The organism is Neobacillus sp. B4I6 (assembly GCF_050434045.1).
In the GTDB taxonomy this organism is placed as follows: Bacteria; Bacillota; Bacilli; order Bacillales; family Cytobacillaceae; genus Neobacillus.
Genome location: NZ_JBNPWB010000002.1, coordinates 4912869 through 4926524 on the forward strand (window position 1 = coordinate 4912869; position 13656 = coordinate 4926524).

Genomic DNA, 13656 nt, shown 5'->3' on the forward strand with positions numbered 1-13656 from the left:
TTAATAAACTATTATTTTAATTTTTATTTACATGCATTAGTTTAGATATTAACAGCTTGTTTTTTCTTGTATCTAGAATAATTCAGTTTATCAATATTAAAATCTGTCGGCTCACCTGTAATAAGTTGGGCTACCATTCTTCCAGTGATAGGAGACATACTAATTCCATCTCCTTCATGTCCACTGGCCATATAGAACCCTGGCACTTCTTCAACTTCCGATACAATCGGAAGGTGGTCTTCCACCCAAGGCCTTACTCCTGCATAGGCTCTTATGCAGTTAAGTTCCTTTAAAATAGGTAAAAAGCGGATCGCTCTCTCTGCTATTGCACGCATCACTTCGATTTCTGAACGAATGTCAAACCCTCTGAAGGCCCGATGACCTCCTACTAAATAGTTATTTGCATCCGTAGGCTCAATCGTAAAAGCTACATTATGTCTTTCAACTAATTCACTAACATTTCTTTTAAAATGAATATCTTCAAATTTAGATAACATATATCCGAATTCATGAACCTTTTGACTAGCCACTTTAAGTGGTGTTTTCTCAGAGATTAAGACCATGCCTTTTCTTGGTTTAATCGGTATGTGAACTCCAACCATTTCTGCTATTTTAGGTGACCATACACCGGCACAATTAACGATCCTTTTTGTTTTAAAGGTGCCTCGATCCGTTACTACGCTTTCAACTCTTCCTTGGTCATCCAAGGCAACATTCTGAACAGCATGATAGTCATAAACTTTCAAACCTAGCTTTTTTCCTTCTTCAACAAACGCATAACATAATTTATACGGGTTCATGGAGGAATCTACTTCTGTCCATATCCCTCCGGCTAAATCATCGGCTAAATAGGGTTCAATTTCCTGCAATTCATTCCTATCAACCATGCGCATATCATAACCATCTTTAGCTTGTTGAGAGACATAATCCCTGGCAATTTCAAGCTCTTTTTCTGTTTCACAAACATATAAACTTCCTCTTGAAGAAAAATCAAAATCCACTGAAAATTCCTTCGCCAATTGTTTAAAAAGCTGAATACTTGCATAGCCTATTTCCGTATCAATCCCAGGCTTTTTATCACAAATTAAGGCAACTGCGTCACATCTGCTGGAAGTACCGGATGCAACACCGCCTTTTTCAATTAATGCAACCTCAAGTCCCTTTTTTACCAAATGATATGCTACGCTAGATCCGATCACACCAGCTCCAATGACAATTACATCAAAACTTCTCATTTGTAATCCCCTCTAAGAAAATATGGATTCTCACTATTAATTGCCTTTAAAAAAACCGGATGGTTCCACTTTAAGATTGATGTTGATTTGCTTCGTTTCTAAATACTCTTCAAAACCATACGTTCCCAAATCTCTGCCGATTCCACTTTGCTTGTACCCGCCCCAAGGCGCTTCATTAAACGTTGGATGATACGTATTGATCCATGTAATCCCTGCACGTAATTGGCGAATCACACGTTGTGCTTTCGCACCGTCATTCGTGAACACAGCACCAGCCAAACCAAAAACTGTACCATTCGCTAACTCAATGGCTTCCTCTTCTGTTTTAAAGGTTTGGATCACTAAAACCGGGCCAAAAATCTCTTCCTGAACAATTCTCATATTAGGGGTTGTACCTCCAAAGATAGTCGGCTCAACAAAATAACCCTTTCCTAAATCTCCCTCGACCAAGCGATTGCCACCGCATACCAAGGTAGCACCTTCATTTTTACCAATCTCAATATAGTCAAGCACAGTATTCATATGATCCTCTGAAACTAGTGGTCCCATTTCAATACCCTCTTCCCAACCTGGACCAACTTTGATCATCTTGGCACGTTTCACTAATTCAGGCACAAACTTTTCATATAGACTTTCCTCTAGCAATAAACGTGATCCTGCGGAACACACTTGCCCTTGATTAGCAAAAATGGCATATAAGGCATAATCAACGGCTGTTTCGAATTCTGCATCCGCAAAGACGATATTAGGAGATTTACCGCCTAGTTCTAAGCTAATCTTTTTCACTGTATCCGCTGCTGATTTCATTAACTTAATTCCTGTATCCGTACCACCGGTAAAGGAGATTTTATCGACATCAGGATTCGATACTAATTCTGCCCCAACCTTACTTCCAGCCCCCAACACTAGGTTAACAACACCAGGCGGAAAGCCTACTTCATCAATGATTTCAAACAAACGAATGACAGAAAGTGGTGTTTGTTGTGCTGGTTTCACAACCACGGTACAACCTGCAGCAAGGGCAGCAGCAATTTTTTGGTTGGCCATTACTAACGGATAGTTCCAGGGAACAATCAACCCCACAACACCGATTGGTTCACGGACAACCATTGCCTGGATGTCATCCGGAACATCATAGGTCTGACCATGTGGTTTTGTTGCTAAACCTGCATAATAACGTAATTGGTTTACAGCATCTTCAACGTCACCCAAAGATTCTCTTAATGTTTTTCCATTGTTCAATGTATCCAAATAAGCAAATTCTTCTTTTCTTTCTTCTAATTTATTAGATACTTGAAGAAGAAGTTCCGCACGTTGTCTGGCTTTGCTATTCATCCACCCATTAACATAAAATGCCTTTCGTGCAGCTTCAATTGCCTTTTTAGCATCCTCTACTGATCCCTCAGTTACGGTTCCAATTACCTCTCCATTGGCAGGATTAATAATTTCTCTTGTTTGATTGGATTCACTTAATACCCACTCACCATTTATATACATTTTTTGAGTAGTATTATTGCTAATTAATACGGATTCAATATCTGCTTTTTCCAAAATCATTACGATCACCTCTTCATCGGATTATACAAATTGTAAAATTTAGAATTGTGTAAATATCAACTGATTTAAAGATACATCAGGTCTTGATGTTCTTCATTGGACAGTGTGTAAAATATATCTATTAATTTATTAGACACTGCTTGAACGAAATCGGTCTTTTATAGTCACACTGTCCTCTCATTTGGAATCTTGAAGTATAATGCACAAAAAAAAGAACAGATTCGCTTCAAAGAAACGTCTGTTCAAAATTAACTTCATTTTAATATGTCATTTTCTATGAACTACTTCTACATTGATATAGTCTTACTTTCTTTTGGTATATCTTGTTTGATTTCCTGATATTCATTTTCCCAAAAGTCTGCTCCTTTAATCCCTAGCTTTACAGGATCAAATACAGGATTTTTCCCTGCCTTTTTCTGAGTCTCATAGTCCTTTAATACTTTTAATGCCGGCTTTGTAAGGAGAAAAATAACTGTAAGGTTTACCCAAGCCATGGCCCCCGTACCTAAATCCCCGATCGCCCACATTGTATCAGCTGTTTTAACACTACCATATATGACAGTGGCCAGTAAGAAAACTTTCAATACATGATTGGTCCAAGTTGATTTTATTCTTAAATTATGTCTAAGAAAGGCAAGGTTTGTCTCTGCCTTATAATAATAAGACACAAGTGTTGTAAAACAGAAGAATAACAGAGCAAGGGCAAGAAAAGGTGCACCAAATTTAGGAAAAACAGAATCAACCGCGAGCTGTGTATAAAGAGATGGTGCTACGTCTCCAAGCTTATTCGTAATAGGCTCCATCCCTTGTGGTTTCACATCATACATTCCTGTAATTAGAATCATAAATGCCGTTGAAGTACAGATCAAAAAGGTATCAATGTAAACAGAAAGTGATTGAACTAAACCTTGTTTTGCTGGATGCGATACCTCTGCGGCACCAGATTCAAACGTTTCACTACCTAAACCAGCTCCAGTTGCATAAATTCCTCTTTGAACTCCCCAAGCAATCGCTGAACCCATTAATCCGCCAAAAGTCGCATTTAAATTAAAAGCACTAGTAAAAATTAAGGACATAACACTTGGGATGTTTTCATAATTTAAAGTAAGAGTAATCAAGCAAACGATGACGTAACCAAGTGCCATAAATGGAACGATGATCTCAGCAAATTTTGCAATTCTCTTAACACCGCCAAAAATAATAGCTCCTAGTAGAATCACCACGATGATTCCGGTTATTGTTGGTGATATTCCAAAAGCGTCTTGCACCGCTAATGCAACTGTATTGGCTTGTACTCCTGGCCATAGAATACTCATGACAACCAATGTAATGACTGCCGATACAATGGCAAACCACCTTAGGTTTAATCCTTTTTCAATATAATAAGGAGTACCCCCTCTGTACTCACCATCAATTTTTCTTTTATATACTTGAGTAAGAGTTATTTCGACGAACGAAATAGCACTCCCGAAAAATGCTGCAAGCCACATCCAGAAAACTGCACCTGGTCCTCCTAATGAAATCGCTGTAGCTACCCCTGCTACATTACCGACACCAATTCTACTTCCCAATGACATAGCTAATGATTGAAAAGATTTTACTCCAGCCTTTGAATCTCCGCCCTCAAAAACTAGCTTTATCATCTCTTTAAAAAACCTTACTTGTACAAAACGTGTGAGAATTGTATAAATCAGCCCTAATCCTAGGATCAAATAAACTAATACTGAACTCCAAACATAACCATTTAACCAATTAATAATCTCACTCATCGAAATCCCCCTGTTCAATGATAAACTTTTAACGGGTATTCATATTCAAAACCAAGAACGTAATATTCAGAAATTATTCGATATTAAAAAAGGATTATAACATTGTGTCTTAATAAAGATATGTGATTTAATTTTTACTTTAAAAAATATCATTTGTAATAAATCTAAAAACTAGAACCTTACCACCCCTCCAATTCTATTATGAAATTTCAATTTCACCTGTCCCTTTTGTAAGCACTTTCCGATCTAGTTGTTAGGTTAGAAAAATATCACTATTTGTAACTGCTCATACTGCATGAAAAGACTGACTCTAAAAAACACCTATATTCCATCCGATCACGATATGTATCGGTGTTTCTTCTTTCGAATCGAAATGCAGTAGATAAGTGGTTACTTCATTTATCTAAATATAATGTATATTCAAAAAGTGAACACTAGACACAGTGTTAAATATTGATATCTATTAATTTTACATTAATATTATGTTAAGAAATGAAAAACGATGGGGCAGCCCCCATCGTTTTGATGCATATGTTTCACGTAATTAACTACAATTGAAAAATGCTTTCTTTTAACGTCCTAACAATAAAAGTAAAGTCATCTTCTGTAATGCTTAATGGAGGAGAAAGTTGCAAAATATTATTATATCCCGCAACGGTGTCCCCATTTTTACCAATAATTAGTCCTTTTTGTTTACAAACACTGATGACTTTATTCATCTTTTCAATCCTAGCTGGCTCTTTTGTTTGCTTATCTTCCACTAATTCAATACCTAAAAGAAGACCTTTTCCGCGAACATCCCCTACGTTTGGATGCTCCTTTATTTCCTCTAGTTCACGTAACAGTCGTTCACCTAATTCTCTCGATCGTTCAATGAGGTTTTCATTTTCCATAATTTCTAGGTTCTTCAAAGCTAGGGCGCAAGCAGCAGGATTTCCTCCAAACGTATTCACATGGCGGAAGCGATCATAATCTTCACTGCCTGTATAAGCCTCGTAAATCTCTCTTCTGACTGCCGTTGCAGACAACGGAAGATATGCACTTGTAATACCTTTTGCCATTGTAATGATATCTGGCTTGACGTCATAGTTCATAAATCCGAACGGTTTCCCTGTCCGGCCAAATCCGCATATCACTTCATCACAAATAAGCAACGCACCGTGCTTTTCACAAATTTCTTTTACTTTTGCCATATATCCATCAGGAGGCATTAGAATTCCGCCTCCAGTAATAATCGGTTCCATAATCACACCAGCTATTGTTTGACTTAACTCCCATGTCATGACACGATCAATTTTATCAGCGCTTGCAAGTGTGTGAACATCATCTGGATTTCGGTACGTGTCAGGCGGTGCTACATGTAGAAATCCTTGCCCTAATGGTTCATATTTGTACTTCCGTTGTGCTTGACCTGTTGCTGCAAGAGCCCCCATTGAATTACCGTGGTAAGCACGATAGCGTGAAATAAACTTATAGCGTCCATGATCCCCTTTTTGTTGATGATACTGACGAGCAATTTTAAACGCTGTTTCGTTCGCTTCCGATCCACTATTCGAAAAGAAAATAACGTAATTGTCACCAAGCCATTCATTCAATTTTTCTGCTAATTTAATGGCAGGAACATGACTTTGTGTTAAAGGAAAATATGGCATTTCCTCAAGCTGTTCATAAGCCGCTTTCGCAAGCTCTTTACGGCCATACCCAACATTCACGCACCAAAGACCGGACATACCGTCTAAATAACGATTACCATCGATATCCGTCACCCATGCACCTTCTGCTTTGGTGATAATTAAATTGGATGGATTAGGATCTGCTCCTCTCATCGCGTGCCATAGGTACTTTTCATCTGTTTTTTGCAAACTTTGTGTTTTTTCTGTCGCTTGCACAATTATCGACCCCATTCTATCCTTTTTTGGTTTTACATCACTTTTCTAATAACGAGCCGTAAGCATTTTCTTGCGAGTATAGAATTCTACTCCATCTTTTCCATTTGCATGAAGATCACCATAGAAGGATTTCTTATAGCCGGAGAATGGGAAAAATGCCATAGGAGCAGGAACTCCAAGATTAACACCAAGCATACCCGCATCAATTTCATCACGGAATTCACGAATGGCTTTTGCACTGTCAGTATAAAGGCATGCACCATTTGCAAACTCAGATTTATTTGTAAGTTCAATTGCTTCCTCTAAGTCTTCCACTCGAACAATCGATAACACAGGGGCAAAAATTTCATCTTGCCATATTTTCATTTCAGGACGCACATGGTCAAAGATTGTCGGTCCAACAAAGTATCCTTGCTCATTCTCTGCATCATTTCTTCCATCTCGAATGAGGGAAGCGCCCTCGTTTTCACCGATTTCAATATAACTAATGGTGCGTTTTTTATGTGACTCACGAATGACTGGTCCAAGGAATACACCTTCATCCATACCGTTTCCTATTTTAATTTCATCAGATGCTTTTTTAAGTCGGCTTATTAATTCATCTGCAACTTCTCCAACTGCAACGACAACGGAAGCTGCCATACAGCGTTCACCCGCAGATCCAAATGCCGCACCAATAATATTGTTCACCGCATTGTCTAAATCAGCATCCGGCATTACAATTGAGTGATTTTTTGCTCCTGCAAGAGCTTGTACACGTTTGCCATTAGCAGCTGCTGTTTTGTATATATACTCAGCCACAGGTTGAGAACCAACGAAGGATACAGCCTTCACATCGTCATTATCAAGAATGCCATTAACAACGTCATGTGCACCATGCACAATATTTAATACGCCATCTGGAAGACCCGCTTCTTTAAACAGTTCAGCTAAACGATTAGCCAACAACGGTGTTCTTTCAGATGGTTTTAATACAAAAGTATTTCCACATGCAATTGCGAGTGGGAACATCCAGCATGGAACCATCATAGGAAAGTTAAACGGCGTGATTCCCCCGATTACTCCGATAGGGTAACGATACATACCCGATTCAACACCAGTTGCAATATCCGGAAGCTGCTGTCCCATCATTAAAGTGGGTACACCGGCAGCAAATTCAACACATTCAATCCCGCGTAAGACTTCACCGTAAGCTTCTTCATAACTTTTTCCGTTTTCTAGGGTAACGATCGTTGCTAATTCCTTCCAGTTTTCAACTAATAGTTGTTGATAGCGGAATAGAATACGAGCACGTCTGGGCACTGCAACCTTTCTCCATGTTTTGAATGCTTCTTTAGCAATCGCAACAGCGTTATCTAAATCTTCCCGAGTGGAAATCGGTACACGAGCTATTACTTCTCCTGTTGCCGGGTTCGGTACCTCTTCAATTTGTTTACTTGTAGATTCTACCCATTGTCCACCGATATAGTTCTTTAATGTTTGGACAGTTTGTGCTAACTCCATTGTAAAACCTCCTATTTTTGAAAGAATAACAATCCTTTGAGTTCATTATATTTATTATAAAAACCCCTATCATTAGACAATGTGTAAAATATTCCGTAATTTTTTTCTACATTATGATTGATGCGGTACGAAACTATTTACAAGTTGTCATATATGAAAAAAGAAACCCAGATTGAGGGTTTCCAGTAGATTATGATGATTTAGGTATAGAAGCATATTCATATGGTGTCTTAGACGCAGAGGTATATTCATATGCTGAAATCGCCACTTCAATTGCTTGACGCTTATATGGATCCATGAAGTCCCTTCCAATTAATTCATACAATTTGTCAAGTCGATGATAAAGTGTTTGTCGAACAATATGAAGTTGTTCAGCTGTTTCTTTTTTGGCACCCTTACATTGCAAATATATTTTTAATGTTTTTAATAACTCTCCATTGTTCTGTTGATCATGCAACAATACAGATCCTAAATAATCGGAGATGAATTCATAAAGAACTCCTTGTTCGTTAGCTGCTAACACAAGACGAAAAATATATAAATCCTCATAAAAATAACTAATTAGTTCATTCGGCATTTTTTCTCGGATATTTAATGTTTCTTTTGCTGTATGATAGCTATTTTTTACATGACTTAAATTATTGACAAATTTTCCGGCACTAAATTCAAGTTGGGAAAATTTCTGTTTTTTTATAAACTCGGATTTTTTCAAACAATCTATTCCTTCTTGCACCCTCCGCTTGAAATCATCGGTTTTTGAACTATTGAGAAGTATAAAAATTATCTGACTTTTTTGTATATGAGATAACAGGAAGATACCTCGTTGTTCAAAAATAGAGCGAAAGTATACTTTTAAGTAAGTGAATTCTGAAATTATTTTTTCTAGATTGTCGGCTTTACAGAGCAAAACAGTACATCCATTTGGTTCGAGATTAGGTTCAAGCTCGGAGAGGTATCTATGAATTTGTTCATTACTATACTCTCCTTCAAGCCAACAACTAACCCATTCCACTTCTTTAGCTTTCCTTTGTTCTTCGATGTATAATTCGCGTAAAAGGCTTTGAGCTAAAGCTATGGCACTACGGTCTAAAACTAGAGATTCAAATTCCGTAATGGCCTCCGATTCCGATATGATGAATAGATCTGCAAAAGTCTGATTCAAGGCTTGTACAGATTGGTGAGCAGCGTTCATATGTGAAGGTATCTTATTATCTTTTAAAAGTTGAAACATTTTATCTTGTTCATCTGGTGTTTTTTTAGAGATAACTTGAACTTTTCCTTGGTTTGAAATATAAAATACTGTCATTTTTAAATGATCATGTAAAAGTTGCAAGATGTTTTGTTGAGGATTAGAGGAAAGAAGCACTTGATTTAACCTATTTGAATATTCTTCTAGATCAGAAAGGATTTGATAATGCTTTTTAATCAAGAGACTATGTATCTCTTGTGTAATATCAATAAACCGTACTTCTTTGAAGAAAACAATTAATGGAAAATCATGGATATCAGCTAATTCTATTACTTCTTGTGGTATCTTAGATATATACGGTCCTAATTCAATGCAAAGTCCGGCTGCATTGGAATCAATGGACTGTTGAACTAATGAACTCAAAGCATCTTTATCCCCATTCCATCCGACCCCTGTAGAAAGAATAAGTTCATTTCCATTTAAGAGATTTGAGATAGAGGTTAATTCCAGAACATGAACCCATCGGACGAGCCGAAAAAGTCCAACTTTCCCCGCTATAACTTTTGCATGAGCAAAATGTTTATTCTGTAAAATTTCGTGCACTGATAATTTAACTTCAAAGTTCATTGCCAACTTCCTCCCATTTAGGTTTTGGACAAACTTTAGCGTCTTGTTAATTACAATGGATGGACTAATCTATTACTCTTTGTTAGATTAATTTATTTTCTTACTCAGTCTTTCAATTTAGAAAACAGAAGTTACATAGTGGATAACTTTTTAAATTTGAAGCGCTTTCAATTATTCTAAAAAAACATTTACGTCTTTTCTTATTCTTTCGTATCGCTTTCTTATAATTTAACTGACTTAGATTTTCGACACACCACGTATAACACTGTAACATCCCATTTGCATTGGGGTGAGTTGAGTTATTTTCAGTATACTTTAAAGTCTTTGCATGAGTAAAATGAACGTTTATAATGTTGTATATGAGAAAAACTAATACATAAAGGAGAAGAAGATGACTATTAGTCGATTTGAGGTCTTTTACGCTATAGTTGAATCGGGGGGTCTGACAAAAGCGGGAGAAATGTTAAACTTAACACAATCCGGTATCAGCCATGCCATTACTAGTCTTGAAACTGAATTTGGCTTTTCTTTACTCACCCGAGGACGATCAGGCATTTCTTTAACAAGTAATGGAGAACGTATGCTAGCATATATTCGTGAAATCTTGATCTTAAATGATCGAATGAAGCAAGAGGCGGCAGCAATAAACGGTTTAGAAATGGGTGTAGTGAGAATAGGTACATTTACGAGTGTCGCTACACAATGGCTGCCCCATATTATAAAACAATTTGAAGATGATCATTCAGGAATCGTCGTGAAATTATTTGAAGGTGATTATTCTACCTTAGAACAATGGATTTCAAACGGAGTAATTGACTGTGGTTTTCTTACTTTACCTACACCAAAATCACTTGAATTTCTACCACTAAAAAAAGATAAGATGCTTTGTATTCTATCAGATCAGCACCCTCTTCATACCCAAGATAAAATTTCCTTTAAACAAATACAAGAAGAACCTTTGATTATGCCCAAAGAAGGTTGGGACAATGAGATAAAACAAATTTTTAGAGAAAACAATATAAAACCAAATGTGAAATTCGAGGTATCAGATGACCAAACGATCATTGCTATGGTACAAAATAATTTAGGTATCAGCATACGACCTGAAATGACTTTATCTCATATCCCCAATAACGTTCGTATTCTTAATTTAGAAAATGAATCTTTTCGTTTTATAGGTATGGCTACAAAACCCAATATGTCTCCTGCCACAAAAAAATTTATTGATTGTGTCCACTCATGGTTAAGTGAGCACAATTTACTGGATTATTGACATCAAAGCGTGTCATCTAAAAAGTCCTAGTAAGTGAATTTTGACAACAAAAACCACTCCCTATTTATTATAGGAAGTGGTTTTTGCTATTATATAAATTATTTACATGACTACTTCACTTTTGGTCGGAAAATGTACTTATTTTTAAATGTGATATCAAACATCGGAGGACAAATAGGAGGACACCAGAGGACAAATTTAGATGTAATAATGTATAAAGCCCTTCTCAATTGAAATAGGCTATACACCAATTAAAACCTTAATTAATTGGAATTGATATCGCCAATATTTTACATACTTATAACCACCTTTTTATATTTTTACATTGTAATTTTCTTCCTTTCCAGCATATCAAATAACATAGTTACATAGATCATTTTTATCAACTAATATAATTTTTCTGGGTTAAACCAATTTCTATGATGTTAATGACAAGGTTGTAAATATAATTGTTATATGAGATATTCTTATCATAATATGTGAAGGATTATATAGGAGAATAGTCGTAAAAAATCTCTACCTAGGTGGTCCAAGAATCTATGATAAAAAAGTTAGTAAATAATATTAGAAGTTAGGTGGTCTGACATGAATAAACAACATGACATGAATACTGTACTTGTTACTGCATATGCTAAGGCGCCGACTGGGAGCGCTATGTTTGAAGTTTATAAACATGCAGGGATTGTTCTGGAGATTGATCCTAGTAACCATTCGATTGTGAATGTTGAGTTTACTTTTATAACCGATTTAGCCAAGGATTTTATCAAACGGCTGATTGTCGGGTATCAATTATCTAATGGCATTGAAGATCTTATTCACAGGATTGAAGATCATTATTTTGCTCCATCAACAAATTCAGTCATTGTTGCCTTAAAAGCAGCATATAAAAGGTATTTTGAAAAAATTAATCAATTAGAAAATAAAAAATAGTTTGACATTATTCGCGAAGTGGATTATATTTTTTATAATAATTAATTAAGAAAAGCATCTTCTTAATGACGGAATCTACCAATTCCAACTTGAATTAAGGATACCTAGCTTTCCCAAGAGACAATGAGAGAACCTTTCTGTTTTCTGATTCCTTTTGGTGGCTAGGTTTTTTTGTTTTAAAAAATTCTTAATTGTGTGGAGGTGCTTCCAAAAGGATTTAATTGCTTAAAATTAGTACCAGTAATGTAAGCGTTAACTTAGGGGATAAAAAATAGTAACATAATATTAAGGGGGGCATAACCGTGGAGAAAATTACAGGTTTTTTTACGAATCTGATGAGAAAGTATTTACCTGACCCGTTTGTATTTGCGATTGGTTTAACCATCTTGACAATGATACTGGCGATGGTAGTTCAAGGGCAGGGGTTCATTGCCGCAACAACTAGCTGGGGTTCTGGTTTTTGGAATTTGTTAACGTTTACAACCCAGATGGCCGTTATCCTGGCAATGGGTTATGTACTAGCAACAGCCCCGATTATTAACCGGTTTTTAAACAAAATAGTCTCGCACGTTCACACTCCTAAAATGGCGATTATTGTAGCGACGCTTGTTGGGGGAGTCGGCAGTTACTTAAACTGGGGATTTGGTTTAGTAATCGGCGGAATCATTGCCAAAAAATTAGCGTTAAAGGTTAAAGGGGTTCATTATCCACTTATTATCGCGGCTGGTTACAGCGGATTTACCATGTATGGTCTAGGGTTTTCAGCCAGTATTCCTGTTTTGATTTCGACTGCAGGTCATCCGCTGGAAGGTGCAATGGGAGTAGTCACCTTAGCAAAAACAATTTTTTCCTTACCAATGTTGCTAACTAGTCTAGTCGTTATCATTACGCTTCCACTTTTAAATGCATGGCTTCATCCGAAAAATAAAGAAAATATCATCGAAATTAATCCAGCTGTTGAAGCGCAGGAACAAGTAGCAGCAGCGGCGGCGGCAAGTGCATTTGAGGAACGAACATTTGCAAACAAACTAAATAATAGCCGTTTACTTTCTCTTGCTATTGGTGTGATTGGTGTTATTTACGTTATTGCCTTCTTTAATAAGGGAGGAAAGTTAGATCTGAATATGATCAACTTCATTATTCTCTTCCTTGGAATTATTCTTTTAGGTACTCCTGCTAAATATGTTTCTAGTTTGAATGAAGGGATTAAAACGATCTCCGGCATTATCCTTCAATATCCATTCTATGCTGGTATTATGGCAATCATGGCTGGATCTGGATTGGTCGATACAATTGCTCATTGGTTTGTTCAGTTCTCAACGGCAGAAACACTGCCATTCTGGGGATTAATCAGCTCTTTCTTTATTAACTTCTTTGCACCATCGGCTGGCGGACACTGGGTGGTTCAAGGGCCATTTATGATTGACGCCGCGAAAGAATTAGGTGCATCGATTAGCCAGACATCAATGGCGGTTATGCTTGGGAATGCATGGAACGATTTAGTACAGCCTTTCTGGATTTTACCAGCATTAGCATTATCAGGTCTGAAGTTAAAAGATGTGATGGGCTATACCGTTGTCATGATGTTCTGGATTGGGATTATTTATTCCGCGGCGGTTCTACTTTGGGGATTCTTGGGCTAAAAGAACATGAAAATTGAAAGAAATAGTATGATATAATAGAA

The 13656-nt window shown here is 36.8% G+C and carries 9 protein-coding genes; 3 read left to right on the top strand and 6 right to left on the bottom strand.

What is annotated here, in order from left to right; genetic code table 11:
• Window positions 1-41: 41 nt before the first annotated feature.
• The 6 genes from QF028_RS26380 to QF028_RS26405 all read right to left on the bottom strand — a co-directional run bounded on the left by QF028_RS26380 (window position 42) and on the right by QF028_RS26405 (window position 9769).
• Window positions 42-1235 (bottom strand): NAD(P)/FAD-dependent oxidoreductase, encoded by a 1194-nt coding sequence (locus QF028_RS26380; RefSeq protein WP_429470316.1) that lies wholly within the window; start codon window positions 1233-1235, stop codon window positions 42-44.
• Window positions 1236-1271: 36 nt separating this feature from the next.
• A complete protein-coding gene (locus QF028_RS26385) occupies window positions 1272-2792 on the bottom strand; it encodes an aldehyde dehydrogenase family protein (protein WP_429470317.1) in 1521 nt (506 codons plus the stop codon).
• A gap of 287 nt (window positions 2793-3079) precedes the next feature.
• Window positions 3080-4561, bottom strand: a complete 1482-nt coding sequence (locus QF028_RS26390; protein WP_429470319.1) for an alanine/glycine:cation symporter family protein — start codon at window positions 4559-4561, stop codon at window positions 3080-3082.
• Window positions 4562-5109: 548 nt separating this feature from the next.
• Complete coding sequence (locus QF028_RS26395; RefSeq protein ID WP_429470321.1) at window positions 5110-6450, bottom strand: aspartate aminotransferase family protein; 1341 nt, start codon at window positions 6448-6450, stop codon at window positions 5110-5112.
• Between the two features lie 45 nt (window positions 6451-6495).
• On the bottom strand, window positions 6496-7953 hold the full coding sequence (locus QF028_RS26400; RefSeq protein ID WP_429470323.1) for a CoA-acylating methylmalonate-semialdehyde dehydrogenase: 1458 nt from the start codon (window positions 7951-7953) through the stop codon (window positions 6496-6498).
• A 190-nt stretch (window positions 7954-8143) separates the two neighbouring features.
• Window positions 8144-9769: a PucR family transcriptional regulator gene (locus tag QF028_RS26405; RefSeq protein ID WP_429470325.1), complete on the bottom strand. Its 1626-nt coding sequence runs from the start codon at window positions 9767-9769 to the stop codon at window positions 8144-8146.
• A 391-nt stretch (window positions 9770-10160) separates the two neighbouring features.
• On the opposite strand from QF028_RS26405, the gene QF028_RS26410 reads away from it, so the two are divergent.
• From QF028_RS26410 to QF028_RS26420, 3 genes are all read left to right on the top strand, one after another.
• The gene (locus tag QF028_RS26410) at window positions 10161-11042 is read left to right on the top strand and encodes a LysR family transcriptional regulator (protein ID WP_429470327.1); all 882 of its coding nucleotides are present in this window, start codon (window positions 10161-10163) and stop codon (window positions 11040-11042) included.
• A gap of 585 nt (window positions 11043-11627) precedes the next feature.
• Window positions 11628-11972, top strand: coding sequence for a DUF3870 domain-containing protein (locus tag QF028_RS26415; RefSeq protein WP_429470329.1), 345 nt, complete (start codon window positions 11628-11630; stop codon window positions 11970-11972).
• A gap of 302 nt (window positions 11973-12274) precedes the next feature.
• On the top strand, window positions 12275-13615 hold the full coding sequence (locus QF028_RS26420; protein ID WP_215018522.1) for a short-chain fatty acid transporter: 1341 nt from the start codon (window positions 12275-12277) through the stop codon (window positions 13613-13615).
• Window positions 13616-13656 lie beyond the last annotated feature (41 nt).